This window comes from Variovorax flavidus (assembly GCF_030317145.1).
Taxonomy (GTDB): Bacteria; Pseudomonadota; Gammaproteobacteria; order Burkholderiales; family Burkholderiaceae_C; genus Variovorax; species Variovorax flavidus.
Window position 1 is genome coordinate 1,112,163 of the sequence record NZ_JASZYE010000001.1, and the last position, 24,884, is coordinate 1,137,046.

General features: G+C 67.7%; 27 protein-coding genes. 12 read left to right on the forward strand and 15 right to left on the reverse strand.

Features of this window, described 5'->3' with window-relative positions; genetic code table 11:
* Entirely contained in the window at window positions 1-1,377 is a 1,377-nt protein-coding gene (locus QTH90_RS05325; RefSeq protein ID WP_286663471.1) for a class-II fumarase/aspartase family protein, read from the reverse strand.
* Window positions 1,378-1,481: 104 nt separating this feature from the next.
* On the opposite strand from QTH90_RS05325, the gene QTH90_RS05330 reads away from it, so the two are divergent.
* Window positions 1,482-2,231 carry a GntR family transcriptional regulator gene (locus tag QTH90_RS05330; RefSeq protein WP_286663472.1) on the forward strand — a complete coding sequence of 250 codons (750 nt, stop codon included), beginning with the start codon at window positions 1,482-1,484 and terminating at the stop codon, window positions 2,229-2,231.
* Between the two features lie 10 nt (window positions 2,232-2,241).
* Here QTH90_RS05330 and QTH90_RS05335 read toward each other — a convergent pair whose 3' ends face one another.
* From QTH90_RS05335 to QTH90_RS05350, 4 genes are all read right to left on the reverse strand, one after another.
* The gene (locus QTH90_RS05335) at window positions 2,242-3,381 is read right to left on the reverse strand and encodes an alpha-hydroxy acid oxidase (RefSeq protein WP_353506611.1); all 1,140 of its coding nucleotides are present in this window, start codon (window positions 3,379-3,381) and stop codon (window positions 2,242-2,244) included.
* Window positions 3,382-3,491: 110 nt separating this feature from the next.
* Window positions 3,492-4,190, reverse strand: coding sequence for an RraA family protein (locus QTH90_RS05340; protein WP_286663473.1), 699 nt, complete (start codon window positions 4,188-4,190; stop codon window positions 3,492-3,494).
* Window positions 4,191-4,221: 31 nt separating this feature from the next.
* Window positions 4,222-5,196 carry a hydroxyacid dehydrogenase gene (locus QTH90_RS05345; RefSeq protein ID WP_286663474.1) on the reverse strand — a complete coding sequence of 325 codons (975 nt, stop codon included), beginning with the start codon at window positions 5,194-5,196 and terminating at the stop codon, window positions 4,222-4,224.
* A gap of 20 nt (window positions 5,197-5,216) precedes the next feature.
* Window positions 5,217-6,200: a Bug family tripartite tricarboxylate transporter substrate binding protein gene (locus QTH90_RS05350; protein ID WP_286663475.1), complete on the reverse strand. Its 984-nt coding sequence runs from the start codon at window positions 6,198-6,200 to the stop codon at window positions 5,217-5,219.
* Between the two features lie 92 nt (window positions 6,201-6,292).
* On the opposite strand from QTH90_RS05350, the gene QTH90_RS05355 reads away from it, so the two are divergent.
* Window positions 6,293-7,225, forward strand: coding sequence for a LysR family transcriptional regulator (locus QTH90_RS05355; RefSeq protein ID WP_286663476.1), 933 nt, complete (start codon window positions 6,293-6,295; stop codon window positions 7,223-7,225).
* Here the strand turns inward: QTH90_RS05355 and ocd are convergent.
* Window positions 7,203-8,285, reverse strand: coding sequence for an ornithine cyclodeaminase (gene ocd / locus QTH90_RS05360; protein ID WP_286663477.1), 1,083 nt, complete (start codon window positions 8,283-8,285; stop codon window positions 7,203-7,205). The two genes, QTH90_RS05355 and ocd, sit on opposite strands and share 23 nt — an antisense overlap.
* 152 nt (window positions 8,286-8,437) lie before the next feature.
* Window positions 8,438-9,184: a hypothetical protein gene (locus QTH90_RS05365; RefSeq protein ID WP_286663478.1), complete on the reverse strand. Its 747-nt coding sequence runs from the start codon at window positions 9,182-9,184 to the stop codon at window positions 8,438-8,440.
* 133 nt (window positions 9,185-9,317) lie between these two features.
* Between QTH90_RS05365 and QTH90_RS05370 the strand changes: the two genes are divergently transcribed.
* Window positions 9,318-9,539 carry a hypothetical protein gene (locus tag QTH90_RS05370; protein WP_286663479.1) on the forward strand — a complete coding sequence of 74 codons (222 nt, stop codon included), beginning with the start codon at window positions 9,318-9,320 and terminating at the stop codon, window positions 9,537-9,539.
* A gap of 23 nt (window positions 9,540-9,562) precedes the next feature.
* On the opposite strand, the gene QTH90_RS05375 is transcribed toward QTH90_RS05370, so the two are convergent.
* Window positions 9,563-9,817: a hypothetical protein gene (locus QTH90_RS05375; protein WP_286663480.1), complete on the reverse strand. Its 255-nt coding sequence runs from the start codon at window positions 9,815-9,817 to the stop codon at window positions 9,563-9,565.
* Between the two features lie 155 nt (window positions 9,818-9,972).
* Between QTH90_RS05375 and QTH90_RS05380 the strand changes: the two genes are divergently transcribed.
* The 8 genes from QTH90_RS05380 to QTH90_RS05415 all read left to right on the forward strand — a co-directional run bounded on the left by QTH90_RS05380 (window position 9,973) and on the right by QTH90_RS05415 (window position 18,509).
* Window positions 9,973-12,069, forward strand: coding sequence for an NAD(+) synthase (locus QTH90_RS05380; RefSeq protein WP_286663481.1), 2,097 nt, complete (start codon window positions 9,973-9,975; stop codon window positions 12,067-12,069).
* Between the two features lie 326 nt (window positions 12,070-12,395).
* A complete protein-coding gene (locus QTH90_RS05385) occupies window positions 12,396-12,602 on the forward strand; it encodes a DUF3606 domain-containing protein (protein WP_286663482.1) in 207 nt (68 codons plus the stop codon).
* A 183-nt stretch (window positions 12,603-12,785) separates the two neighbouring features.
* Window positions 12,786-13,487 carry a glycosyltransferase family 2 protein gene (locus QTH90_RS05390; RefSeq protein ID WP_286663483.1) on the forward strand — a complete coding sequence of 234 codons (702 nt, stop codon included), beginning with the start codon at window positions 12,786-12,788 and terminating at the stop codon, window positions 13,485-13,487.
* A gap of 6 nt (window positions 13,488-13,493) precedes the next feature.
* Window positions 13,494-13,952 carry a GAF domain-containing protein gene (locus QTH90_RS05395; RefSeq protein ID WP_286663484.1) on the forward strand — a complete coding sequence of 153 codons (459 nt, stop codon included), beginning with the start codon at window positions 13,494-13,496 and terminating at the stop codon, window positions 13,950-13,952.
* Between the two features lie 111 nt (window positions 13,953-14,063).
* On the forward strand, window positions 14,064-15,083 hold the full coding sequence (locus QTH90_RS05400) for an acyl-CoA dehydrogenase family protein (protein ID WP_286663485.1): 1,020 nt from the start codon (window positions 14,064-14,066) through the stop codon (window positions 15,081-15,083).
* Window positions 15,071-15,829 (forward strand): PIG-L deacetylase family protein, encoded by a 759-nt coding sequence (locus QTH90_RS05405; protein WP_286663486.1) that lies wholly within the window; start codon window positions 15,071-15,073, stop codon window positions 15,827-15,829. Before QTH90_RS05400 ends, QTH90_RS05405 begins: the two co-directional genes overlap by 13 nt.
* Window positions 15,826-16,431: a methyltransferase domain-containing protein gene (locus tag QTH90_RS05410; RefSeq protein ID WP_286663487.1), complete on the forward strand. Its 606-nt coding sequence runs from the start codon at window positions 15,826-15,828 to the stop codon at window positions 16,429-16,431. Before QTH90_RS05405 ends, QTH90_RS05410 begins: the two co-directional genes overlap by 4 nt.
* Complete coding sequence (locus tag QTH90_RS05415; RefSeq protein WP_286663488.1) at window positions 16,428-18,509, forward strand: hybrid sensor histidine kinase/response regulator; 2,082 nt, start codon at window positions 16,428-16,430, stop codon at window positions 18,507-18,509. The genes QTH90_RS05410 and QTH90_RS05415 overlap by 4 nt, the downstream gene beginning before the upstream one ends.
* Window positions 18,510-18,536: 27 nt before the next feature.
* Here the strand turns inward: QTH90_RS05415 and QTH90_RS05420 are convergent, their stop codons facing one another.
* The 6 genes from QTH90_RS05420 to QTH90_RS05445 all read right to left on the reverse strand — a co-directional run bounded on the left by QTH90_RS05420 (window position 18,537) and on the right by QTH90_RS05445 (window position 23,015).
* Window positions 18,537-18,953, reverse strand: coding sequence for a GFA family protein (locus tag QTH90_RS05420; protein WP_286663489.1), 417 nt, complete (start codon window positions 18,951-18,953; stop codon window positions 18,537-18,539).
* Between the two features lie 13 nt (window positions 18,954-18,966).
* Entirely contained in the window at window positions 18,967-19,431 is a 465-nt protein-coding gene (locus tag QTH90_RS05425) for an SRPBCC family protein (RefSeq protein WP_286663490.1), read from the reverse strand.
* 2 nt (window positions 19,432-19,433) lie between these two features.
* Entirely contained in the window at window positions 19,434-19,748 is a 315-nt protein-coding gene (locus tag QTH90_RS05430; RefSeq protein ID WP_286663491.1) for an ArsR/SmtB family transcription factor, read from the reverse strand.
* Between the two features lie 57 nt (window positions 19,749-19,805).
* Complete coding sequence (locus tag QTH90_RS05435) at window positions 19,806-20,339, reverse strand: hypothetical protein (protein WP_286663492.1); 534 nt, start codon at window positions 20,337-20,339, stop codon at window positions 19,806-19,808.
* A gap of 85 nt (window positions 20,340-20,424) precedes the next feature.
* The gene (locus tag QTH90_RS05440; RefSeq protein ID WP_286663493.1) at window positions 20,425-22,047 is read right to left on the reverse strand and encodes a rhodanese-like domain-containing protein; all 1,623 of its coding nucleotides are present in this window, start codon (window positions 22,045-22,047) and stop codon (window positions 20,425-20,427) included.
* Complete coding sequence (locus QTH90_RS05445) at window positions 22,044-23,015, reverse strand: Bug family tripartite tricarboxylate transporter substrate binding protein (protein ID WP_286663494.1); 972 nt, start codon at window positions 23,013-23,015, stop codon at window positions 22,044-22,046. Before QTH90_RS05445 ends, QTH90_RS05440 begins: the two co-directional genes overlap by 4 nt.
* A 148-nt stretch (window positions 23,016-23,163) precedes the next feature.
* Between QTH90_RS05445 and QTH90_RS05450 the strand changes: the two genes are divergently transcribed.
* Entirely contained in the window at window positions 23,164-24,099 is a 936-nt protein-coding gene (locus QTH90_RS05450; RefSeq protein WP_286663495.1) for a fatty acid desaturase, read from the forward strand.
* Between the two features lie 3 nt (window positions 24,100-24,102).
* Here the strand turns inward: QTH90_RS05450 and QTH90_RS05455 are convergent, their stop codons facing one another.
* Window positions 24,103-24,879 (reverse strand): enoyl-CoA hydratase, encoded by a 777-nt coding sequence (locus QTH90_RS05455; protein ID WP_286663496.1) that lies wholly within the window; start codon window positions 24,877-24,879, stop codon window positions 24,103-24,105.
* Window positions 24,880-24,884: the final 5 nt, after the last annotated feature.

Here is a 24,884-nt window from a genome sequence, read left to right on the forward strand (position 1 = left end):
TCAGGCGCTGACTTCGGCCGACAGCGCCAGCGCACGGTCCACCATCTGCGGCGCGAGGCCGAGGTAGTTGGCCGGATCGGTGAGGCGATCGATGGTGGCGCGGTCGAAGTGCTTCGTGACTTCGGGCAGGGCTGCGAGGGCTTCGGCCAGAGTGCCGCCCTTGTCGTTCACGGTGCGGCACGCGTCGTAGACCACGTCGTGGGCCTGCTGGCGGCCAATGTGCGGCGCCATGCCCATCATCACGGCCTCGGCCACGATCAGGCCCTTGGTGATGCCGAGGTTGTGAGCCATGCGGGCTTCATCGACGATGAGGCCGCCGAGCGCGAACTTGGCCTGGTGCAAGGCGCCCGACGAGAGGATGAAGCTCTCGGGGATCGCGATCCATTCGGCGTGCCAGGGACCGGTGGCGCGCTCGAAGTCCTGCACCATCGCGTCGATCATCAACCCGGCGTGCTGGCGCACCGCCTTGGAGGCGGCCAGCATCAGCTCGCTGGAGATCGGGTTGCGCTTCTGCGGCATCGTGCTCGACGCGCCGCGCCCCTTGACGAAAGGCTCGTAGACCTCGGCGAACTCGGTCGACGCCATGATCATGATGTCGAGCGCGATCTTGCCGAGCGAGCCCGTGATGATCGCCAGCAGGTTCACCGCTTCGGCAAAGCCGTCGCGGGCCACGTGCCAGGTGGTGGCGGGCACGCCGAGCTTCAGCTCTCCGGCCATCGCCTTCTGCACTTCGAAGCCCTTGTCGCCGAGCGAGGCTAGCGTGCCGGCGGCGCCCGCGAACTCGACCACCGCGACGCGAGGCCGCAGCTCGGCAAGGCGCTCCTGGTGCCGGTCGAACATCGCAAGCCAGATCGCCACCTTGTAGCCGAAGGTCACCGGCAGCGCCTGCTGCAGATGGGTGCGGCCCGCCATCGGCGTGTCGCGGTGCTTCTTCGCCAGCGCGGCCAGGATGCCACGCAGCTCGCGGATGTCCTCGCCCACGCTGTCGAGCGCGTCGCGCACCTGCAGCGCGACAGCGGTGTCCATGATGTCCTGCGTGGTCGCGCCCCAGTGCACGTAGCGGCCCGATTCGCCGCACATCGCCACCAGCTGGTGAACCAGCGGCAGGATCGGATAGCCCACGATGTCCGTCTCGTGGCGCATGTGGTCGAAGTCGATCCGGTCGATCCTGGATTCGCGCGCGATGACTTCAGCCGCCTCCGCGGGGATGACACCGCAGCGGGCCTCGGCCCTTGCCAGCGCGATCTCTGCATCGATGTAGCGCTGGATCAGCGCGCCGTCCGAGAAGAGCTGCCGCATCTTCTGGGTGCCGAAGGCATCGCGGAAGAGGATGGAATCAACGACCGTGCTGGCCATGGGGAGCGAAGGAGTGGACATAGGGGCCTCGTGAAGTGATGTGGGGCGGACGTCAATATGTCCGGACATATGTTCACTGTAATATGTTCGGACATAACCGCCCAATGGGGTATACCCTTAAGCCCATGAACGACGCTCTCGAACCGACCCCGCAGAAGGCCAACTTCTCGAACATCGCCCGCCACCTGACCGACGGCATCACGTCGGGGCACTTCGCCGTGGGGACGCTGCTGCCGACCGAACTGGAGCTTTGCAAGCACTACGGCACCAGCCGCCACACCGTGCGCGCCGCACTGGCGGAATTGCAAGAGCTGGGACTGGTGTCGCGCCGCAAGAACGTGGGCACGCGCGTCGTCTCCGCGAAGCCGAGGCCCAGGTTCAGGCCTTCGCTGGCATCGGTCGACGATCTGGTGCAGTTCGGTGCCGAGCACCAGCGCGTGGTGCAGGCGATCGGGCAGACGACGGTGACGGGCGAACTCGCCCGTGAGCTGGGCTGCGCCGATGGCGCGCCTTGGCTGCGCATTTCGAGCCTTCGGATGGTGGGCGACGAGGACGCGCTGCCGATCGGCTGGACCGACGTCTACATCGACCCCGGTTACGCCGACATTGCCGAGGTGGTCCGGGCCTCGCCCGATTCGCTGATCAGCTCACTGATCGAGGACCGCTATGACCGGCATATCGCAGAGATCCACCAGGACGTGCGCGCATTCACGATCACCGATGGCGCCATGGCCGACAAGCTCCAGGTGAAGGCTGGCACGACGGCGCTGAAGATCGTTCGACGCTATTTCGACGACGAGGGCGATGTCTTCGAGATCTCTGTCTCGGTGCATCCCGCGGACCGGTTCTCGGTGTCGATGCAGCTGCGCAGATAGGGCGTTGCGCCTACGCCGTGCCGAAAAGGTTCTGGCGGCCCACGCCCGCGGGACTCCGGACCCCGATCAGCGCCATGTTGCGCATGATCTCCGACGCCAGGATGCCGATGGCGTGCTCCACGCCGGCCTGCCCCGCCATCGCGCCGGCGTAGTTGAACGGCCGCCCGACGAAGACGAACTTCGCGCCCAGCGCCAGCGCGAGCAGCACGTCGTTGCCGCGACGAAAGCCGCTGTCGATCATCACGGGATAGTCCTTGCCGAGCGCATCGACGACCGCAGGCAGCACCTGCATCGGCGACACGGCGCCATCCAGCTGCCGGCCGCCGTGGTTCGACAGGATGACGCCGTCGGCACCGTGCTCTCGCGCCTGCAGCGCATCGCGAGGGTCGAGGATGCCCTTGACGACCAGTTGGCCTTGCCAGCGCCGGCGTATCAGCGCGAAGTGCTCCCAGTTCAGGTGGTCGCGCGCGCCGAAGTCGCGCATCACGCTGGACGACAGGATCGGCGCACCGCGCGTGGACTGCGAGTTCTCGAAATGCGGCATGCCGTGCACGAGCAGCGTGCGCAGCGCCGTCTTGCAAAGCCACCCCGGGCGCGTGATGCCGTCCAGCGCGAGGCGAAGGCTCGGCCGCAGCGGCGTGGAGAAGCCGGCCCGGATGTTGTTCTCGCGGTTGCCCGAGACCGGCGTGTCCACCGTGACCACGAGCGTGCCGAAGCCGGCGCGCTCCACCCGGTCCAGCAGCTTGAGGATGCGCTCCGGCTCGCCGGGCACATAGGCCTGGAACCAGGCGGCCGGATTGGCGCGAGCGACTTCCTCCATCGCGATCAGGGAAGTCCCGCTCAGGATCATCGGCACGTTGGTGGCCGCGGCCGCCTGCGCCTGGACGAGGTCGCCGCGGTAGGCCGACAGCGCGCCGATGCCCATGGGCGCGATGCCGAACGGCGCCGCGTACTGCCTGCCGAGCAAGGGCGTGGCCAGTGTGCGTGTGGACGTGTCGGTGAGGATGCGGGGCACCCACGCGAAGCCTTCGAACGCGCTGCGATTGGCCCGCAGAGAGCGGTTCGTCTCGCAGCCGCCCGACACGTAGGCAAAGATGGGCGCGGGCAGGAAGCGCCGTGCCGCGTGCTCGAAATCGTCCAGCGACAGCATGCGGCGCAGCTTGCGCGGCAGCTTCGATCCGCCTGCGCCCGCCGGCGCGGACGAACTCGGCGCGGCCACGTGCTCCAGGCCGGTCGATGAGGTCGTCGTCACGGCGGCGCTCACACCGGCAGGCCCTTGGCGCGCAAGGTCGCGTCGAAGCGCTCGGGGTCGGACTTGCCTGCCGCGTTGTCGGCGCGGATCTTCGCTTCCTTCACCAGGTGCGCGCGGCTTCGCGCCAGGACGTCGACGCACTCGGCTGCTGGAATGGCAATGACGCCATCGGCATCGCCGACGACCAGGTCGCCCGGCAGCACCGCGAGGCCGGCGCAGGAGACCGGCACGTTGATCTCGCCGGGGCCGTCCTTGCTCGGGCCACGGTGCGTGTGGCCGCGAGCGAAGATTGGCATGCCCTCCTCCGCCCATTCGCACAGGTCGCGCACCGCGCCGTCGATGACGAGGCCGCCGAGGCGCTTGAAGAGACAGGTCGTGCGGATCAGCCCGCCGACCAGGGCCTGCGACACATCGCCGCCGCCATCGATGACCAGCACGTCGCCGGGCTGCACCATCATCAGCGCCTTGTGGATCATCAGGTTGTCGCCGGGGCGCACGCGCACCGTGACGGCCGGGCCGCACAGCACGGTGTCGAGCCGCGCGTGGTACTGGCGCAGGCCGATGGTGCCGATGTTTCGGCTCATCGCATCGCCGATCGCCGCGACCGGGATGTCGCGGAACGCTGCCACGACATCGGCTGCGGGGCCTGCGGCGCGGGGATGGATGCGGTAGCCGGCGGGCCACTGGACGGCGGTTTCGTTGCTCATGGAATCTCCGGGGACATCAGACGGGTGGGGATCAGGAAAAGACCTGGGGATTGACACAGGCCGACGGATCGACCGGTCGGCCCTGCAGCCAGCCGAGCACGTTGCGCGCGGCGCCGCTGGCCATGCCCGCGAGGGCGGCAGGCGTGGAACCGCCGACATGCGGCGTCAGCACGACGTTGGGCAATGCAGCCAGCGGGCTGTCGGCAGGCAGCGGCTCGACCGCCATGGTGTCGAGGCCAGCCGCGTGCAGTTGGCCGCGCCGCAGCGCAGCGATCAACGCCGGCTCGTCGACCACTTCGCCGCGCGCCGTATTGACGAGGATGGCGCCGCGCCGCATCGCCGCGAACTGCCCGGCACCGAGCATGTTGCGGGTGTGCTTGTTGAGCGGCACATGCAGGCTGAGCACATCGACCTGCGGCAGCATCGCGGCCAGCGACGGCACCAGCCGCACGCCATCGACTGCGCTCTTGCCATCGGTCAGTGCCGGGTCGAAGGCCAGCACTTCCATGCCGAGCGCCCGGCATACCGTCGCGACGCGCTGGCCGATCTGGCCGAAGCCGACCAGTCCCAGCGTCTTGCCATGCAGTTCTACGCCATCCTGCGCGCGCGACCAGCGGCCGGCGTGCAACTCGGCGTCCATCCAGCCGATGCGGCGTGCCGCGGCGAACATCAGCCCCAGCGTCATCTCGGCCACCGACTGCGCATTGGCGCCCGGCGTCACGTAGACCGGGATGCCGCGCGCGGTGGCCGCATCGACATCGATGTTGCTGACGCCGACGCCATGCTTGGAGATGACCTTGAGCGTGGGGCATGCCGCGATGGCCCGGCCCGAGAGCTGTACCGTGCGCGAGATGACCGCATCGACGGGCTCCGTGGCCATGATGCGTTCGACCTCTTCCACGCTGTCGGGGTCGGCAAGGTAGATCACGCGCGCGCCGGCTTGCGTCAGGAGGTCGGTGCCGGCCTTCGCGAGCTTGGGCGCCGTGACCAGGATGGTGGGGTTCACTGGGTAAGTCCTGTCGCGGCTCAGTCGAGCTTGATGTTGGCTCCGCGGATCAGCGCGCCCCATTTCTGGTGTTCGCTGCGGATGTAGTCGCCGAACTGCCGGGGCGTGCCTTCGGCAGCGGCCGTGCTGCCTTCGAGCGCCAGCTTCTCGAGCACGTCCGGACGCTTGAGGATCTTCTGCACCTCGCTGTTGATGCGCTCGACCACTGCCGGGGGCGTGCCCGCGGGTGCGACCAGCCCGGTCCAGGTGATCGCGTCGAAGCCCGGATAACCCTGCTCCGCGACCGTCGGCACGGCTGCAAGTTGTGGCACGGTCTTCAGCCGTTGCGGCGAGCTGATGGCCAGTGCGCGGACCTTGCCGCCGGTCAGTTGGGGGATCGCGACGGGCGTGTTCGCGAAGTTCAGCTCCACCTGGTTGCCGAGCAGGTCGGTCATGGCCGGTCCCGCGCCCTTGTATGGCACGTTCAGCATCTTGATGTCCGCGCGGCGCTCCAGCATCTCGCCGGCCAGATGGCCCACGGTGCCGTTGCCGGCCAGGCCGATGCGCAGTGATTCGGGCTTGGCCTTCGACGCGGCGACCACGTCGGCCAACGTCTTGTAGGGCGACGACGCGTTCACCAGCAGCACCACCGGCTGCGATGCGACCGAGGCGATCGGCGCGAAATCCTTCAGCGGATCGAAGGGCATCTTCGCGTAGAGCGCTGGGTTGATTGCCAGATTGGCGGTCTGCCCGAGGCCGATGGTGTAGCCATCGGGGGCCGACTTGGCCACGGCGTCGAGCCCGATGTTGCCGCCCGCACCGGGCTTGTTGTCGATCACGATCACCCATCCGGCCTGGGTCGTCAGCTTCTCGGCAATGAGGCGCGCCACGAAGTCGGTGCCGCCACCGGGCGGGAAAGGCACGACCAGCTTGATCGGCTTGGCGGGCCACGGGGTCTGGGCAAGGCTGCTGCAGGCGAGCAGTGCGAGAGCGGCGCCTGCCAGCAAACGGTATCGACGGGTCATGGAATGTCTCCTGTTGGTAGGGTGAATTCTGAAAACTCCGATCCATTCCGTCCATTCGATAATGTTCATCCATCGATTCCTCGGAGCTATGAATGGACATCCACCTTCGAGACCTGAAGTATTTCGAGGTCGTGGCCGACCTGGGCCACGTCGGGCAGGCCGCCGACAAGCTGGGCCGCACGCAACCCGCGCTGACCAAGGCGGTGCAAAGGCTGGAGGAAGCCTTCGGCGCCGCGCTGTTCGAGCGCAAGGGCCGCGGCATCCGGCTCACGCCCGTAGGCCAGGTATTGCTGGCGCGTGCACGCGTGCTGCGCGGCGCGACCGAAGAGGCGCTGCGCGAGGTGGGCGATTTCGCCAAGGGCAACGCAGGCCACGTGCGCATCGGCAGCGGGCCGATCGCCGCCGATCACGTGCTGCCCGAAATCTGCAGCCTGCTGCTGGCCGAAGCCAGCGAGACCACCATCGACATCACTGTGGCGCCGAGCATCGCGTTGCGCGAGCGCTTGCGCGAGGGCGCGATCGACCTCCTCATCGGACTGATGCCCGAGGACGACGACGACTTCGTGACGCACTCGATCGTGGAGGACGTGGTGGTGGTCGCGACCAGTCCGGATCACCCTGTGTTCGCACTGCCGCGGATCACGATGGAATCGCTGCTCGCCTGGCGCTGGGTGCTGCCGGTGAACACCATCGTGAGCCGGCAGTGGCTCGACGCGGCTTTCCGTTCGCGCGGCTTGCCGACCCCGACCGCACAGATCGACGCCAATTCGATTCCGCTGCTGCCGCGGCTGATCGCACGCACGCATCTGCTCAGCTTCCTGTCGCGCCACACGCTGAACGCGAGCGGCGCGGCGAGCGTGCTGCGCGAGGTGCGCTTGAAGGAAACGACGCTGCGACGCCACCTGGGCGTCACCTATCGCAAGGAGGGCTATCTGTCGCCGGCGGCGCAGCGGCTGGTGACGCTGCTGAGGTCGCGGGGCAAGCGGCTCTTCACGTCCGCACTCAGTGGAGCGCCGCCATCATGACGTCGCGCGCCGCTTCGCTACCGCTCGCGATGCGCAAGACGCCAAACAGATTCTTCGGGTCGGCCGTCTCGGGCATGAGGTCGAGGATCTCGCCGAGCCCCAGCGCCTCGGCGGTTTCCCGCATGAAGGCGAGCGCCGCGAAGTCTTCCAGCGCGAAGCCGACCGAGTCGAACACCGTGACCTCCGAGGCATCGACCCGGCCCGGTCGACGGCCGGCGAGCACCTCCCAGAACTCGGTCACCGCGAAGTCGGCAGGCATCTGCTGGATCTCGCCTTCGATGCGCGATTGCGGCTCGAACTCGACGAACACCGCCGCGCGCTCCAGCACGCCCCGATGCAGCTCCGTCTTGCCCGGGCAGTCGCCACCGAGCGCGTTGATGTGCATGCCGGGGACGACCATGTCGGGCGTGAGGATGGTCGCGTTGGTCTTGTCGGCCGTCGCGGTGGTCACGATGTCGGCGCCTCGCACCGCCTCGGCCGTGCTGGCGCAAATGCGGAGCTGGAAGCCCTGGCCGCCGAGATTGGCTGCCAGCTTGGCGCTTGCGGCCAGATCCGTATCGAACAGGCGAAGCTCGCGAATGCCCAGCAGGTCGCGAAACGCGAGTGCCTGGAATTCGCCTTGCGCGCCATTGCCGATCAGCGCCATGCTGCGACTCCCCGGCCGCGCCAGCTCGCGGGCCGCGAGCGCGGACATCGCTGCGGTGCGGATGGCCGTCGTCAGCGTCAGCTCCGACAGGAAGCGCGGCGCGCCGGTGCGCACGTCGGCGAGCACGCCGAAGGCCATCACCGTGGGCAGGCCATGCAGGTGATTGGCCGGGTGGCCGTTGACGTACTTGAACGCGAACTGCTCGGCATCGGCGATCGGCATCAGTTCGATCACGCCGACGTCCGAATGGCTGGCCACGCGCGCCGTCTTGTCGAAGTCGTTCCATCGCAGGAACTCGCGCTCGATGCGATCGGCCACCCCCGCGATGCAAGCGGAGAGGCCCTTGCGCTGGACGAGCCGGATCATCCCGGGGGCGCTCAGGTAGACGGTGCTGGGGTAGAGACGGGCTTGCATCTGGAACATCCGCTGTCGATGCAAGCAAGTGTGGGCAAGGCGCGTGTCAACTGGTAGCTGCAAGATTGCAGCGTTCTGCACGTTTGTCTGGCGAAACGGCAGGGCTGGCTGACACAGTGCCTGCATGTGATCGAAGTGCGGGCCGCTCGCTTTCACTTCGGGCACAAGGCCAGTGCAGCCAGCGCTTCGCTGCACTCTTTTTCCTTCGGCTCCGTGACGGCGCGCTCAGGCTCGGGAATGGCCCCCGCCGGCGCGTCCGGCGGCGCCAGAACGGGCGCAGGCGCCTGGAATGCCGAGCCGATCACGAGCGGCGGCTGAACCTGTTCGACCGGCTTGGCCCGCTGAACCTTGCGCTCCGCGTCGAATGCGTTCGCGGAGTCGCTCGCTCTCTCGGCGCTTCTCGGCTTCGGCGCACTGTCGTCGTTGCGTCGACGGGATACGGGTGCCGGAGCAGGCGCCGCCACAGGCGGCCGGACCGTCGCGGGAATCACGGGCTGAACCGGCGTCTCGACGATGGCCACTTCGTCCGAGGCCGACGACTGCCACAGCGACGCGAGCCTGGAAGTGAAGGAAGTGGAAGAGAAGCCAGAGATTGCCTTGTCGAACATCGACAAGCCGACTGCCAGATGGCTCGAATACCAGTACGCGAACGCGCCGAGGGAAACCAGCAGAAGCAGCAGCACACGCAAGCCGATGCGCTTGCCCGCCCTGGGCGCCCGGCCCGCACGGTCCAGTTTCCGCGTCGGCACGGGCGGCGCGGACATGGCCTCCAGTGAATCCGGGAAGGTGCTTGCGGAGGTATTGGCTGCGAAGCGCACGCCCGAGAACTTGCCTTTACAACCGAGGCAGTATCTGGCACGGTCCTTGTTTGGCGTATGGCACGCTTCGCAAAACTTCATCCCGGCGCTCCAAGGAGGTATTCAGATTGTGTACTCTTGTCTTAGCCCGGGTTTCGCCCACTTGTAAGACAAAGACTCGTGTCCTTGTCCCTTCCGGGTGCGTTGCGGACACCCCCCGATCGCGTGGTGCGCCATGACCGCCAAGGCTGCCCGGCGCGAATATTTCGAGGCGCTTGCGGCCTTCGATCGCGCGTGCACTGAGTTCTCGAAAGGCATGGGCGCCCTTCTGGAGCCCGCCCAGCCCCTTCAGGCCCCCGACGCGCCCCAGCCGTTGCTGGCGAACCTGGGTCCGCGCAAGCCCGCCAAGCGCGCATCGCGCGCCGGCACTCGCGAGCAAGCGAAACGCGCTGGTTAGCGCGGCTCGCCGCAGCGCACCGTCTAGAGCCTGTACCGCGTCAATGCCTCGTCGATCTTGGCCGTCAGGCGCGTCAGACCGCCGGTGCCGCTGGCCGCTCGGCCGATGAACGCGCCGGCCGCAGCGCCGATCAGCGCCTTGCCGATGACCGTGCGGCTTCGCCCCGATGCCATCATCAGCAGCAGGCCGACACCAAGCACGACGAGATGTTCGCCAGGCAGATCCGGCCGATTGGCGTCCGCTTCCTTGAGCGTCGCGATCCAGGACTTGGGTTCCATGTTGCCTCCGTTTCCTCAAAAACATAAAAGAAACATTCTTGGACGGGAAGTCACGTCCGCGTTGTAGGCTGCCGACCCGCAAGCTTGACTCCTACGCCGCCCAATGCGTCGACCACGCCGGCCGCTCGCATCCGTCTCGCCACAAGGAAAGCCTCATGACCACCCTGCCCGAGTTTCTTGACCCCTACGCCCACGGCTTCGCAAGAGTGGCGGTAGCGGTGCCACGCAACCGGGTGGCCGACCCGGTGTTCAACGCCGGGGAAACCGTCGCGCTGTATCGAGAGGCCAGCGCGCAGGGCGCGGTGGTCGTCGCTTTTCCGGAACTGGGCCTGTCGGCGTACACGTGCGACGACCTCTTCCATCAGGCCGCTCTGCTCGAAGCCTGCGAAGCCGGGCTCGCGAGCGTCGTGGCGGCGTCGAAGCAAATCGCCGCGCTTGCGGTCGTGGGACTTCCGCTGCGCTTGGACCATCGGCTCTACAACTGCGCCGTCGCCGTGAGCGGTGGCCGGATCCTCGCAGTCTGGCCCAAGACTTATCTGCCCAACTACGGCGAGTTCTACGAGGCCCGCCAGTTCAGCGCCGCCGACAGCGCCCTGTCCACCGAGATCGAGCTGTGCGGCCAGCGCGTTGCCTTCGGCACCGACGTGATCGTGCAGGCACGCCAATTGCCACTGCTCAAGCTGCATGTGGAAATCTGCGAGGACGTCTGGGTGCCGATCCCGCCATCGAGCTACGCAGCGCTCGCCGGGGCCACCGTGCTGGTCAATCTCTCCGCCTCGAACATCACCATCGGCAAGTCGGAATACCGCCATCGCCTGGTCAGCCTGCATTCGGCGCGTTGCCTCGCCGCGTATCTTTATTCGTCGGCCGGCATCGGGGAGTCGACCACCGATCTCGCCTGGGACGGGCAGGCCCTGATCTACGAGAGCGGCGAGATGCTGGCCGAGAGCGAGCGCTTCAGCAACCAGTCGCACATGATCATGTCCGACGTCGATCTCGAACGGCTATCGCGCGAGCGCATGCGCCAGAACTCCTTCGGCGTTTCGGTCCAGCGGCACAAGCAGTCGCTGGCCGGCTGGCGCACGGTGGACTTCGACTGCACCGCGCCGAAGTCGTTGCCTGCCCCGGCGCTGATGCGCAATGTGGAGCGCTTTCCGTACGTGCCCGCGGATGCGCGCCATCGCGACGAGCGCTGCATGGAGGTCTTCAACATCCAGGTCCAGTCGCTGGTGCAACGGCTGGAGGCCGCGGGCATCCGGAAACTGGTGATCGGCGTGTCGGGCGGCCTCGACTCGACCCACGCCCTGCTCGTGTGCGCGCAGGCGATGGACCGGCTGTCCCTGCCGCGGGCCAACATCCTCGGGTTCACGATGCCCGGCTTCGCCACCAGCGATCGAACCCGGGACCAGGCGCACCAGCTCATGGACGCAATCGGCTGCACGTCGCGCGAGATCGACATCCGGCCGAGTTGCCACCAGATGCTGGTCGACCTCGGGCACCCTTTTGCCGACGGCGTGCCGCAGTACGACATCACCTTCGAGAACGTGCAGGCCGGCGAGCGGACCAGCCACCTGTTCAGGCTCGCCAACTTCCACGGCGCGATCGTGGTGGGCACGGGCGACCTGAGCGAACTTGCGCTCGGCTGGTGCACCTACGGCGTCGGCGACCACATGTCGCACTACAACGTGAACGCGAGCGTGCCGAAGACGCTCATCAAGCATCTGGTGCGCTGGGTCGCGCAGAACGGCCAGATCGGGCCGGCCGGCAGCACGGTGCTGCAAGCCATCCTCGAAACCGAAGTCAGCCCGGAACTGGTGCCGCACGAAGCCGGCTCGGCGGAGGATGCCGCACGGCAACCCGGGCAAAAGACCGAGGACTTCGTCGGGCCGTACGAGCTTCAGGATTTCCACCTCTACTACACGCTGCGCTACGGCTTCAAGCCGAGCAAGGTGGCGTTCCTGGCGTACACGGCGTGGCATGACCGCGAAAAAGGTCGCTGGCCGGACGAGTTGCAGGCCGAGCGCAACGCTTACTCGCTCGCGGAGATCCGCAAGCACCTCGGCACCTTTCTCTACCGCTTCTTCAAGACCAGCCAGTTCAAGCGCTCGTGCGTGCCGAATGCGCCCAAGGTCGGATCGGGCGGCTCGCTCTCCCCGCGCGGCGACTGGCGCGCGCCGAGCGATTCGGAGGCGGCGGTGTGGATGGCGGACCTTCAGGGCATCCCCGATGAAGCGGCGGGCCGGGATCGATAGGTTCTCCACCGGCCCCGTGGACAGACCTGTGGACAACACCCTGAAGAACGTCCGGAATCGACTCCAGACTTGGCTTCCAACGCGATGCCTTCCGATTAGGCACCGCGGGGACACAGACGCAAAGACAGCCGCCGGCATCGAGGAACCGCCCTTGACGGGTGGGTGCCGAAGCGCCCTCTACCAGCGCCGGCAGACTGTCTGGCCGAAGCGTACGCCACCTGAATGAAGCCAGTGTTACGCAGGGTTGCCCTTGTCGATGTCTCGCGCTTGTATGCGGGCGGCCTCCGCCCTATAAGACTTGGTTGCGGACCCCTGAAGGAGCGGACATGACAGTCGATCTGAGCCATTTCAAGCCCCTGGACCCCGGCCGCGTCAACGCCCAGGACCCGGTCGAGCTGCAGTACTGGTGCGCACAGTTTCATTGCAGCGAAGCGGCGTTGAACGATGCGCTGGCAAAGGTCGGGTCCCACGTGACCGCAGTACGCGATCAATTGGCCTCCACCGACAAGGCCGGCGCGCGACCCGGCCGATAGACTGCGCCGCGCGCCGCGCGCCAGCCACGCTGCGCCGCCTGCGCGCAATGTCTAAAGACATCGCTTCCGATCTTCCCGGCGGCGCCCTACGCGCCGTTGCCATCTCGACCGACGCGCCTCGCGCGTCGGCCGCCCTACGCTTGCCGCATCCCCCAGACAGCCCACCACCTACAACCTCAACACATGCTTGGCATCGTCATACCGGCCCACAACGAGCAGGACACGATCGCCGAATGCGTTGGGGCGGCGCGGCGTGCAGCGCTTCATCCCCATCTGGCCGGGGAAGCGGCCGAAATCGTCGTCGTCACCGACGGATGCACGGACGCCACGGGCGTCCTGGCCGCTCGCGCCGGCGCCATCACCCTCAGCGTGCGTGCCCGCAACGTGGGCGTGGCGCGCGCAGTGGGGGCGGAGGTCCTGCTCGCGCGGGGAGCGCGGTGGCTTGCTTTCACCGACGCCGACACGTTGGTGTCGCCGACCTGGCTGGCCGATCAGCTCTCGCTCGATGTGGATGCCGTCTGCGGCACGGTCGGCGTGGAGGACTGGTCGCCCCATGGCATCCATGCGGATCTCCTGCGGCTGCATTTTGTCCAGACCTACCAGGACAGGGACGGGCACCAGCACGTCCATGGCGCCAACCTGGGCGTCTCGGCGCTGGCCTATCGACGTGCGGGTGGCTTTCGGCACCTGGGCTGCAGCGAGGACGTGGACTTGGTGCGCGCGCTCGAAGCGTCGGGCGCGACCATCGCATGGAGCGCCAAGCCGCGGGTCATGACGAGCGCGCGAAGCCACGCGAGGGCGCGTGGCGGCTTTGCCGACGCGCTGTTGAACGCGGTGGCGGAGACGCTGAATTCGGCAGCCTTGCCGGCCTTGACAAGCCCATAATGGCGCATGGGATTGCCTCGCACGTTGCAGACGCTCTCTTCCATCCTGGACGCCGACGGGCCGTCCAACGCCCTTGCCTTCTTGAACGACGGTGTCGCGCACCGCTACAGCGCGATCTACCGGCTTGCGGGTCTCACGTTGAAGAACGTGCTGCTGCATGACAAGACCGGCAAGCTGCGGCCCGAATACCTGGCGGCGATTCCGTTCGACAGCAGCTACTGCCAGTTCGTCGTGCGCGACGGTCAGTTCCGGACCGACAACTCTTCGGTCGACGCGAGACTTCGCGGCTACTCCTATCCCAGCATCGCCCTCTCGTATCACAGCGTCCCCATCCTGAATCCCGGCGGTGACATCTGGGGCACGCTCAGTCATTTCGACACCGCGCCCCTGCCCCTCCCTGACGAGGAGTTCGAGCTGCTCAAGGGCGCGGCACCGTTGCTGGCCACCCACCTTGTCGAGCCCTGAGCGGCCTCCTACACGCGCCAGCGCTGTCCGCTGACGGGACGCACTGGCTCTTTCGCGTACCGTCGACCGGCCGTTTCTTCCCACGCCCGCTCAACCCATCCGCATTCACGCATGCTCGCCTCCGTCACAGACGACGCCTTGGCGCGACTTCAGCAGCAGCACGGAACGGGACTTACGCTCGCACATCTGGTCGACGCCGGCGTCGACCAACTTCCGTTGCCGGGAACCGGGCGAACACTCGCGCGCTGGCGAGTCCTGGCCGAGGTGGCCGCCCATGATCTTTCGCTGGCGAAGCTGTTCGAGGGCCATACCGACGCACTCGCGATCCTGCAGGAACTGGACGCGCCCGCCCCGCCGCGGGGCTCGCGCTGGGGCACCTGGTGCGCCGAGCCGCCGGATGCGCGTCTGACGATGAACACCGTCGGCTCCGCGGCAGACGTGGGGGGTTCCCATGTGCGTCTCTCCGGCACCAAAGCCTGGTGCTCGGGTGCCGCGGCCGCGACGCATGCGGTCGTGAGTTGCTGGAATGCCGGGGGTGAACCCTGTCTGGCCGCCGTCGCCATCGCGCCCCCTCACGTCGCAATCACAGGGGACGGCTGGCACGCCGTCGGCATGGCCGCGAGCGGCAGCGTGGATGTCCGCTTCGATCACGCCGACGCCCGGCAACTCGGCCGCCCCGGCGACTACGTGAACCGGCCCGGCTTCTGGCAAGGCGGTGCCGGCATCGCGGCCTGCTGGTTCGGCGGTGCGCTCGGGATCGCGCGCATGACATGGCAGGCGAGTGGCAAGACGCCCGATGCCCATCGGCTCGCCCACCTGGGCGCCATCGACGTGGCGCTCGGCGGCGGTGCGGCCGTGCTGCGTGAAACCGCCGCCTGGATCGACGCGCATCCGAAAGAAGACGCCCGACGCGCTGCCTTGCGCGTGCGGCTGGTTGTCGAGCACGCTGCCAACGAAGTCATGCACCACGCCGGCCGTGCGGTGGGCGCGGGCCCGATGTGCCGCAACCCGCGCTTCGCACGCGCCATGGCCGACCTGCCGGTGTTCCTGCGGCAGAGCCACGCGGAGCGCGACCTCGCGGCGCTGGGCCAACAGATGCTGGATGGAGAAACGCCGCCATGGATGCTGTGACCGATCGCCCCATTCGCGGGCAAGGCACCTCGGAACTCGACTGGAACGCGTGGGCCGGCCTTCGGCAGTTGCGACCGGCGACGCCTGGGCAACTGGTGCCGCACGGCGCCCGCGCAGTGGTGGTGGCACCGCACCCGGACGACGAGGTGCTCTCCGTCGGCGGACTGCTGGCGCAGCTGGCACGCACCGAAACTTCCATCTGCGTGATCGCGGTGACGGACGGCACTGCCAGCCATCGCGGATCATCCGCCTGGCCCGCCGATCGACTGGTCAGGGAGCGCCCACAGGAAAGCCGGAACGCCCTGCGTTGCCTGGGCGTCAACGTGGGACCGGTGCGGCTGGGCATGCCCGACGGCGGCCTGCAGGAACTGCGCTGCCTGCTGGCGGACCGGCTGCTGCCGATGCTGGATCGCTCCGACGTGATCTTCACCACCTGGCGACAGGACGGCCACCCCGACCACGAGGCCACGGGCCATGCCTGCGCCTTTGCGGCGGCCCGCACGGGTGCGCGGCTGGTGGAAGTGCCCGTGTGGGCATGGCACTGGGCCGCACCGGGCGACGAGCGCCTGCCTTGGCATCGCGCAAGCCGAGTCAGCCTCGACGCCGACGCCGTGACCCGCAAGCGCCAGGCGGTCCAGTGCTTCAAGAGCCAGCTGGAGCCCGACGCCTCCACCGGTGCCGGCCCGATCCTCCGCGCCACCACGGTCGAGAGAGCGGCCCGTTCCTTCGAGGTGATGTTCACGTGAGCGACACGCAAGACGCCTATTTCGCCGGGCTCTATGGCGCCAGCGACGATCCCTACCAGCTGCGCACCCGCTGGTACGAAGAGCGCAAGCGCAATCTCCTGCTCGCCGCCCTGCCCGAGCAGCGCTACCAGCACGCCTACGAACCCGGCTGCGGCATCGGCGAGCTCACCCTCGCGTTGTCGAAGCGCTGCGACCAGTTGCTGGCCGCCGACTTTTCCCAGCGCGCGGTAGAGATCGCTGCCCAACGCACACGCGGGCTGCGCAACGTGCAGGTCGAGCAGCACAGCCTTCCCGACGACTGGCCGCACGACGCCGGGCCGTTTGATCTCATCGTGCTGAGCGAGCTGGGCTATTTTCTCGACGAGTCCGACATGCGCAGCGTCGCGGGCTGCTGTCGACACTCGCTGACGGCTGCGGGAACGCTGGTCGCTTGCGATTGGCGGCCGGATTTCAAGGAGCGCAGGTTGTCGACCGACGCCGTGCATGCGGCACTGGCGGCGTTGGGACTGGCGCGCCTCGTGCGCCACGAAGAGGACGACTTCCTGCTGCAGGTGTGGTCACGCAACGGCCGCTCCGTGGCCGAGCGCGAGGGCATCCGATGAGCGGGTCCCTGCCCTTTCTCGCCGGAGGCGGCCAGCTCGGCGAACTGATCGCGCGGCATGACTGGAGCGCGACCGGCGTCGGCCCCATCGAGCAGTGGCCGCCGCACATGAAGACGGCGACCGCGCTCATGCTGCGATCGGTGGTGCCCATCGTCATGCTGTGGGGCGAGACGGGCGTGATGATCTACAACGATGCCTATTCCGTCTTCGCAGGCAACCGGCATCCACGGCTGCTCGGGTCGCGCGTCCGGGAAGGATGGCCCGAGGTCGCGGACTTCAACGACAACGTCATGAAGGTCGGACTGGCGGGCGGCACCTTGAGCTACCAGGACCAGGAACTCACCCTCGCGAGACACGGCCGCGCCGAACCCGCGTGGATGAACCTCGACTATTCGCCCCTGCTCGACGAAGCGGGCATGCCCGCCGGCGTCATGGCCGTCGTGGTCGAGACCACGGCCAAGGTGCAGGCGGAGCGGCACCTGAATGGCGAGCGCGAGCGCCTGCGCGCGACCGAGGCGCAATTGCGGGCGCTGAACAGCGATCTGGAGCGACAGGTGGAAGAGCGCTCGCACGGGCGCAGCCTGTTCTGGCGGTTCACGTCGGATCTGCTGGGCGTGCTCAACGGCGACGGCGTGTTCGAGAAGACCAACCCCGCATGGCAAGTCGTGCTCGGATGGTCCGAGGACGAACTGCGGATCACGCCCATCTTCGACCTGCTCCATCCCGACGACCTCCAGGCGACGCGACAAGGCTTCGCCGAGCTTGAAGGCGGGACGCCGGCGGTCAACTTCGTCAACCGCTATCGCCGCAAGGACGGCACGTACCGATGGCTGTCATGGACGGGCGTGCCCGAGGAAGGCCGCTACTACTGCAGCGGGCGGGACATCACCGCCGAGAAGGAAGCCCAGATCGAACTCAACGTGGCGCAGGAAGCGCTGCGCCAATCCCAGAAGATGGAGGCCGTCGGCCAGCTCACCGGCGGCATCGCGCACGATTTCAACAACCTGCTCGGTGGCATCAGCGCCAGCCTGCAGGTGCTCGAAGCGAAGCTCGCCAAGGGCAAGCTCGAGGGTGTCGAGCGCTACATCGCCATGGGCCAGGCATCGGTGCGCCGCGCCGCCGCACTCACCCAGCGGCTGCTGGCCTTCTCGCGCCGGCAGACGCTCGACCCGAAGCCGACCGACGTCAATCGCCTGGTCGGCAGCATGGAAGAGATGATCCGCCGCAGCATGGGGCCGGGCGTGGAGGTGGAGGTGATCGGCGCCGGCGGTCTCTGGCCGACGAAGGTCGATTCGCCGCAGCTCGAGAATTCGCTGCTGAACCTTTGCATCAATGCGCGAGACGCCATGCCCGACGGCGGCCGCCTCACCATCGAGACGGCGAACAAGTGGCTCGACGAGCGCGCCGCGGCCGAGCGCGAGTTGCCGCCGGGGCAATATGTCTCCCTGTGCGTGACGGACACCGGCGCGGGCATGTCGGCTGAAGTCAAGGCGCGCTGCTTCGACCCCTTCTTCACCACCAAGCCGATCGGCCAGGGCACCGGCCTGGGGCTCTCGATGGTCTACGGCTTCGTGCGGCAGTCCGGCGGACAGGTGCGCATCTACTCTGAAGTGGGCAAGGGCACCACGATGTGCCTGTACCTGCCCCGCCACCTCGGCGACCCCGATCAGGAGGAGCCCCGCTACGCGCAGGAATCCGTCGAGCGCGGCGACGGCGAAACCGTGCTGGTGATCGAGGACGAGGCGAACATCCGGATCCTGATCGCCGAAGTTCTCGAACAGGCTGGCTACCGGGTGATCCAGGCGGAAGAGGGGTCGCGGGGGCTGCGGCTGCTGCAATCCCGGGCACGCATCGATCTCCTCATCACCGACGTGGGTCTGCCCGGTGGAATGAACGGACGGCAGGTGGCCGACGCAGCCCGTGTCACGCGCCCGGACCTGAAGGTGCTATTCATCACCGGCTACGCCGAAAACGCGGCCGTGGGCAACGGGCATCTGGAGCGCGGCATGGAGGTGATGACGAAGCCATTCGAGATCACCGCGCTGGCGAACAAGGTCCGCGGCATGGTGGGGCCGTAGTGCCGCCCCGTGACGCCCCTGCGCGGCCTAGCCGGACGGCATCCGCTCGAATGCCTGCAACGACGGATCGATGGCGTCCCACGCCAACCCGCCGACGCTGTAGGTGAGAACTTGCGGCGCGAAGCGGTCCGGATCGTCCAGGCTGCCCGCGTGGACCGCGATCAGGTCCGGCATCGCGACGAAGCTCAGGTAGACCGGCGTTCCGCAGACCGGGCAGAAAGCGTGGACCTTCCCGTTTCCGCTGTCGCCGGCGACCTGCCAATGCGTCGCCTCGCCGGTGATCGTCATCTCGGCGCGTGCGGGAAAGGTCAGGTATGAGCCGTGTCCGGTGCCGCTGCGCCGCTGGCAGTCGCGGCACTGGCAGTGATTCTGGAAGACTGGTGCGTGCTTCGTTGCGTAGCGGATCGCGCCGCACGCGCATCCGCCGGTGTAGGGCTGGGTCATGGACAACTCCGGTTCAGGCCGCCTTCGCCTTGGCGAAGACATCGATGCCCTGCCCCGTTTCCAGCAGGGACTTCAGGCTGGAAAGCACGATCGGCCAGCCCTGCTGGATGCCCTTGGCCATCCCGCTGCCGGCCTCGAGTTCGTCGTGGGTGACGGTCAGCCGCACCATCTCGTCGTAGGCCTCGACGTTGAAGCTCACGCGGCTGTAGCTGGCCGGATCGGCGGCCTGCGAGGCATTCGCCCACGTGATGACCAGGCGCGTCGGCGGCGCGACCTCGGCCACCTTGCCGACCACCTGGACCGTGCGCTGCTCATCGGCGCGCACGTGTTCCCACGTCGATCCGGGCTTCCAATCGGAGACGTTCTCGTGGCCCCAGTAGCGCCGCGCGATCTCCGGTTTCGTGATGGCCTCGAACACTTTCTCCGGCGTCGAGCGGATGTAGGTCACGTAAACGAAGCTGGTCTTCTCTTTGCTCATCGTCACTCTCCTTCGAGTTGCTTCTTCAGGTCGTGCAGCAGCCCGAGCCGCTGGCGTTCGAATTTCCGCACCCACCGCTCGTAGACCTCATGCAGCGGCACCGGGTTGATGAAGTGCAGCTTCTCCCGGCCGCGCCAGACCGTGCTCACCAGATTGGCCTCCTCGAGGAGCCCGATGTGCTGGGTGGCCGATTGCCGCGTCATGTCCAGGTGCTCGCAGAGTTCGCCCAGCGTCTGCCCGTTCCGCTCGTACAGCAGGTCGAGCAGCTTCCTGCGTGTGGGGTCGCCCAGTGCCTTGAAAACCTTGTCAGCGTCCATTCGTAGTGTTTGTGCGTGGGCGCATCTTATGCAGGTAAATACCTGCATGTCAAGCGCCTAGGCAAGCAGCGCGTGCGCCGCGGCGAGCGCAAGCGCCATCGCCACGCCGAAGATCCCGAATACGGCGGGCGTTCGCGATGCCGGCTGGAAGACCAGCACGCCCACGCACCCCATGAAAAGAAACGGCAACGGGATGACGACGGGCAGCGCCAGCAGGATGGCATCCTCGAATGCGCAGGCCGTGGACGCGACCTCGGGCGTGGTCCAGCGAATGCCGATCAGGGGCAACGCAGCGATCGCGGTGCACATGAAGAAGCTCCAGAAGAGCCAGTCCTGAGGCACCGGGGTTTCGTGCGCTGTTGCAGCAGCGGCTTCCTGCCATTCCACTTCGTCCAGCTCTTCGAGCGCATCCGCGCCGTCTGCCGTCCCCCGCGCCCGCCAGTCCCGCAAGGCGGCCGCGGGAATGGAGAGCGTGAGAACCACGAGTTCAACCCAGCCGCGCGTCGGTCGATGGACGCCTGGGCGCGAGAAGGACCGGGGATTGCCTGAATGAGTGGTGCTGAGCGGCGTCATGCCCGGCAATGTAGGCACGACGGACAGCCTTGGCGTCGTCGAACCGCAGCAGTATCGCGTGACGCTACCCGGCGTGGCGACGCAAGCGCCGGCGACGGCCCCTTCAACGGGAAGCCGACTGGCGGAAGAAGCGGAACTGCACCGTCGGGTCCTCGGCCACGCGGGCGCCGAGGCCGCGCTCCCACCGGAGGTAGGCATCCCACACCGCGTCGCGGCGCGGGCCGAAAACGCGCATGACGGAACCCCAGTCGTCGTCGAATGGGGTCAGCAGCCGGGAGGCCCGAAGCTCGGACTCCAGCGCGTGGCCCCGCGCCTGCCAGGCCTGCGTGCCGCCCTCCAGCCAGGCCACCGTGGCATCCGGCCAGCGGCGCTGCGCGTCGCGCGCCGCCAGTCGGGCGGCTGCGCCGTCCGGCGAGGTGAACACGATGGCGCCATCCGAAGGCAGGAGCACCTCGAGCGGCGTCACCGACGCAGGGAGGAGGAAGTACGCGCCGGGCAGGTGCCCGCGCTCGTAGTCGATGCTCGGGCCGACATCGACGACTTGCGCGCGTCCGGCCTCGAGCAGTTCGGCGAGCCGATGGGCGTCGAGCGCCTCCGGCGCGTCCGGCGCCTGGTCGGCAACCGCCCCCTGCGGCGCCTCGGGGAGCATTGCCGGCGGCAACTCGCCTTGCAGTACATGCACCTCGGCCTGATTCAACTGCGTGAGCCAGAAAGCCGTGATGGAGGCCCGCAGCAGATGAACATCGTCAATGAGAACGATGCGGGCATTGCGCGTGCCCACGAGATTCTCGAAATGCATCAGCAACTGCCCACCGGGCACGTGGCGCGCCGCGCACGCCTCGGCTGCAGCGGGATCGGCGAGCGGACGCACGTCGAAGACGTAGAGGGTCTTGTCCGACTCGGCGCGCAGCCGAACCAGGCCCTTCGCGTCGATGCACTTCAGGCCGTAGCGCGATCGCAGATCCTCCGCGAGCACCTGCAGCACGGCCGGTTCCTCCGCCGGCACGTCGTCGACAGGGACTGCGTTCTGCACCACCGGGGCGCCGCGCAGTCCCCAGGCCATCACGCCGTCCTCCACGAAGGCTGCCGCAGGCGCGCATCCGAGGAGCCGCAGCGTCGTGGTGCCGATGATTCCGCGCGTTCGGCTGAAGCAGTTGATGGCCCAGACGTGGTCCGGGTCGCCGGATGCGAAGCGTCGCAGCGCCAATTCGGTGCCGGGATAGTTGCGCGCGCCGTCGATCGACAGGAACTCGTACTCCGCCCGGGGGCGTGCGTCGATCACCGTCGTGGGCACGCCGCCGCGCCGCCGCGCCTCCAGCTCGGCAAGCGGCAGTACCGGCGTGTCGTAGTGCTGCCGCACGCCGTCGCCGAAAGCCTTGACCAGCGTGTTGTAGCCATCGATGACGGGATGGCCCGACGCGACCCAGGCCTGGAGCCCGCCCGTCAGCCGCCGCACCCCGGAATAGCCGAGGCCGCGTAGCAGGGCCTGCGCCGCGGCTGCAGGACCGTCATCGGCATCGTTCGCGTCGTAGATGACGACGTCGGTATCGAGCCGCGGAACGAATGCTCGTATGTGCAGTTCCAGCGTGCTCAAGGGCGCGTTTCGCGCCAGATTGGGATGGCCCGCGTCGAACCAGCGCGCCTCCCGCACGTCCAGGAGTGCCAACTCCGTCGGACCGAGCAGCAGGTCGCGCAGCGCCTGGGGCGAAATGCCGGCGTCGCTCAATTGGGCTGGATCTCCGCCTGCTTCACCACCGCGGTCCACTTGCGCGTTTCAGACTGGATGAAGCGTCCGAACTCTTCCGGCGAGCTTCCCACGGTGAAGGCGCCGATGTCGTCGTAGCGCTTCCTGAAGTCGGGCGACTGCACGATGGCCCTCAACTCGCGCGCAAGCCGGTCCACCACCGGCGCGGGCGTTCCGCTGCGCGCCACGATGCCGTACCACGACGTGACCTCGAAGTCGGGGAAACCCGCCTCTGCCGTCGTCGGCACCTTGGGCAGCCACGGCGCACGCGTGCTGTAGGCCACTGCGAGCGGCTTGAGCTTGCCCGCCTGGATGTGCGGGATCGCGGTGATCACCTCGTTGAAGATGAACTGCGTCTGGCCCGCCAGCAGGTCGTTGATCGCAGGTGCACTGCCCTGGTAGGGAATGGCCGTGAAGTCGGCGCCGGTGCGGCTGCGCAGCAACTCGCCAGCCAGATGGGAGTACGCACCGACGCTGACGCCGTAGTTGACCTTGCCGGGATTCTTCTTCGAGTAGTCGACCAGCGACTGCACGCTGTCCACCGGCAGCGACGGATGGACGAGCAGCACCTGCGGCGTCTGCACCAGCAGGGACACGGGCGTGAAATCGCGTTCCAGGTCGTAGCTCAGATGCTTGAACAACACGGGCTGCACGGTGAGGTTGGACGCGGGCGCCAGCAGCAGCGTATAGCCGTCGGCCGGTTGCCGGGCAACGTGCTCGAAGCCGATGTTGCCCGCCGCACCACTGCGGTTCTCGACGACCACCGGCTGCCTGAGCCGCTGCTGGAGCTGTTCCGCCACCTCGCGGGCAACCTTGTCGGCAATGCCGCCGGCCGGATAGGGCACCACGACGCGGACGGTCCTGTTCGGATAGTCGCCCGCGGCAAAGGCGTAGCTGGACAGGGCAAGCGCAAGCACCGGGAGCAGGCCGCGGCGTTTCGAAAGGTTCATGGGTCAGGCGTGGCGCCGGAGCGTGAAAACGGACGAATCTAGGTCGTCCACGCGCTGCCGCGAACAAAGCTTTGCGCATATGAACATGAGGAATGGGCGCATGCGGATGAGAGCGGGCTTCCTATCATCGCGCCGCATCGGACGAGCCATGACAAACGTGCCCATTCCCGCTTCCTCCCCTCGTGCGGCGCGTGCGCCCTGGTGGCGCCACTACGAACTCCCGACCCTGGTCCTGGCCGTGGCGATCTATGCGGCCTGGGCCGCCCTGGTCGCCTTGCACCGCACGGTGCCGGGCTGGCTGCTGTTCGTGCTCGGCGGCTATCTGGCTCAACTGCACTTCTCGCTGCAGCACGAGAGCATTCATGCCATGCGCCACCTGCCCCAATGGCTGCGATGGGGGATCGTGTGGCTGCCGATCAACCTGTGGCTGCCCTACCCCCTCTACAACCGCGGGCACAGCGCACACCACGTCAACTTCCACCTGACGCATCCCCAGCGCGACACCGAGAGCGCCTACCACTCCGCGCCCGCATGGGCGGCCTACGGCACGGCATGGCGGTGGATCTACCAGGCCAACCAGACCCTGGCCTTTCGCGTGGTGCTGGGCCCGGTGCTGCGGCTCTACAAGCTGGTGCGCGGCGAGGTCGGGCGCCTCGTCGCCGGTGACTTCTCACACCTCGGGATCTGGCTCGCACATGCGCTGAGCGTGGCGCCGGTTCTGTACTTCGTGATCGAGGTCTGCGGGATGAGCCTCGGCACCTACCTGCTCTGCTTCGTGTACCCCGGCATGATGCTCGGCGCGTTGCGCTCCTTCACCGAACACCGCTGGAGCGACACGCCGCACGAGCGCGTGGCGATCGTCGAATCCAACCTGCTCTTCGGCCTGCTCTACCTCTACAACAACCTGCATCACGTGCACCACCGTGCGCCCACGATGCCCTGGTACGAGATCCCCGTGCATTTCCGGCGCCACCGTGCCGCCGTGTTGGCCGGCAACGGTCATTTCTACTACCGGGGCTACAGCGAAATCGCTCGCCGCTATCTGTTCCGCCCGGTGTTCGCGCCGGTGCATCCCAAGTGGTAAGTGCTACCGGTGCCTGAACTCCGGCTTGCGCTTCGCAAGAAATGCATGCATGCCTTCGTGCGCATCCTCGCTGGCAAAGCGGGCATGGAGTTGCCGCCGCTCGAAGCCGATGCCTTCGGTGAGCGATGCCTCCCAGGCGCGATTCACGGACTCCTTGATCGCCATCAGCGCTGGTAGGGAGAAGCCGGCCATGCGGGTCGCGAGGTCGAGGGTGTCGGACAGCAGACTTTCGTCGGGCACCACGCGCGAGACCAACCCGTAGCGATCGGCTTCGGCGGCATCCAGCATGCGGCCCGTCAGGCACATGTCCATGGCCTTCGCCTTGCCGATGGCGCGCGGCAGGCGCTGGGTGCCGCCCGCGCCGGGCAGCATCGCCAGCTTGATCTCGGGCAGCGCGAAGCGGGCGGATTCGGCCGCGACGATGAGATCGCAGGCCATCGCCAGTTCGCACCCGCCACCCATCGCGAAGCCTGCCACCGCCGCGATCACCGGCTTGCGAACGCGGCGGATGGTTTCCCAGTTGCGGGTGATGAAGTCGCCCTGGAAGACGTCCATGTAGCTCCAGTCCGCCATCGCCGCGATGTCGGCCCCGGCCGCGAAGGCCTTGGCGTTGCCGGTGATGACGATGGCGCCGATCTCCGCGTTCGCATCGAAGGCCAGCAGCGCCGCGCCGAGCGCGTCCATCAGCGCGTCGTCGAGCGCGTTCATCTGCTGCGGTCGGTTCAGCCTGATGAGGCCGACCCGGCCCTGGGTCTCCACGAGGATGGGTTGCTCTTGCATGGCGG

Excerpts from the sequence above, each read along its gene's own strand:
- QTH90_RS05325 (WP_286663471.1), bottom strand. The coding sequence starts at position 1,377 with ATGTCCACTCCTTCGCTCCCCATGGCCAGCACGGTCGTTGATTCCATC.
- QTH90_RS05330 (WP_286663472.1), top strand. The coding sequence starts at position 1,482 with ATGAACGACGCTCTCGAACCGACCCCGCAGAAGGCCAACTTCTCGAAC.
- QTH90_RS05335 (WP_353506611.1), bottom strand. The coding sequence starts at position 3,381 with ATGCTGTCGCTGGACGATTTCGAGCACGCGGCACGGCGCTTCCTGCCC.
- QTH90_RS05340 (WP_286663473.1), bottom strand. The coding sequence starts at position 4,190 with ATGAGCAACGAAACCGCCGTCCAGTGGCCCGCCGGCTACCGCATCCAT.
- QTH90_RS05350 (WP_286663475.1), bottom strand. The coding sequence starts at position 6,200 with ATGACCCGTCGATACCGTTTGCTGGCAGGCGCCGCTCTCGCACTGCTC.
- QTH90_RS05355 (WP_286663476.1), top strand. The coding sequence starts at position 6,293 with ATGGACATCCACCTTCGAGACCTGAAGTATTTCGAGGTCGTGGCCGAC.
- ocd (WP_286663477.1), bottom strand. The coding sequence starts at position 8,285 with ATGCAAGCCCGTCTCTACCCCAGCACCGTCTACCTGAGCGCCCCCGGG.
- QTH90_RS05365 (WP_286663478.1), bottom strand. The coding sequence starts at position 9,184 with ATGAAGTTTTGCGAAGCGTGCCATACGCCAAACAAGGACCGTGCCAGA.
- QTH90_RS05370 (WP_286663479.1), top strand. The coding sequence starts at position 9,318 with ATGACCGCCAAGGCTGCCCGGCGCGAATATTTCGAGGCGCTTGCGGCC.
- QTH90_RS05375 (WP_286663480.1), bottom strand. The coding sequence starts at position 9,817 with ATGGAACCCAAGTCCTGGATCGCGACGCTCAAGGAAGCGGACGCCAAT.
- QTH90_RS05380 (WP_286663481.1), top strand. The coding sequence starts at position 9,973 with ATGACCACCCTGCCCGAGTTTCTTGACCCCTACGCCCACGGCTTCGCA.
- QTH90_RS05385 (WP_286663482.1), top strand. The coding sequence starts at position 12,396 with ATGACAGTCGATCTGAGCCATTTCAAGCCCCTGGACCCCGGCCGCGTC.
- QTH90_RS05390 (WP_286663483.1), top strand. The coding sequence starts at position 12,786 with ATGCTTGGCATCGTCATACCGGCCCACAACGAGCAGGACACGATCGCC.
- QTH90_RS05395 (WP_286663484.1), top strand. The coding sequence starts at position 13,494 with ATGGGATTGCCTCGCACGTTGCAGACGCTCTCTTCCATCCTGGACGCC.
- QTH90_RS05400 (WP_286663485.1), top strand. The coding sequence starts at position 14,064 with ATGCTCGCCTCCGTCACAGACGACGCCTTGGCGCGACTTCAGCAGCAG.
- QTH90_RS05405 (WP_286663486.1), top strand. The coding sequence starts at position 15,071 with ATGGATGCTGTGACCGATCGCCCCATTCGCGGGCAAGGCACCTCGGAA.
- QTH90_RS05415 (WP_286663488.1), top strand. The coding sequence starts at position 16,428 with ATGAGCGGGTCCCTGCCCTTTCTCGCCGGAGGCGGCCAGCTCGGCGAA.
- QTH90_RS05420 (WP_286663489.1), bottom strand. The coding sequence starts at position 18,953 with ATGACCCAGCCCTACACCGGCGGATGCGCGTGCGGCGCGATCCGCTAC.
- QTH90_RS05425 (WP_286663490.1), bottom strand. The coding sequence starts at position 19,431 with ATGAGCAAAGAGAAGACCAGCTTCGTTTACGTGACCTACATCCGCTCG.
- QTH90_RS05430 (WP_286663491.1), bottom strand. The coding sequence starts at position 19,748 with ATGGACGCTGACAAGGTTTTCAAGGCACTGGGCGACCCCACACGCAGG.
- QTH90_RS05445 (WP_286663494.1), bottom strand. The coding sequence starts at position 23,015 with ATGAACCTTTCGAAACGCCGCGGCCTGCTCCCGGTGCTTGCGCTTGCC.
- QTH90_RS05450 (WP_286663495.1), top strand. The coding sequence starts at position 23,164 with ATGACAAACGTGCCCATTCCCGCTTCCTCCCCTCGTGCGGCGCGTGCG.
- QTH90_RS05455 (WP_286663496.1), bottom strand. The coding sequence starts at position 24,879 with ATGCAAGAGCAACCCATCCTCGTGGAGACCCAGGGCCGGGTCGGCCTC.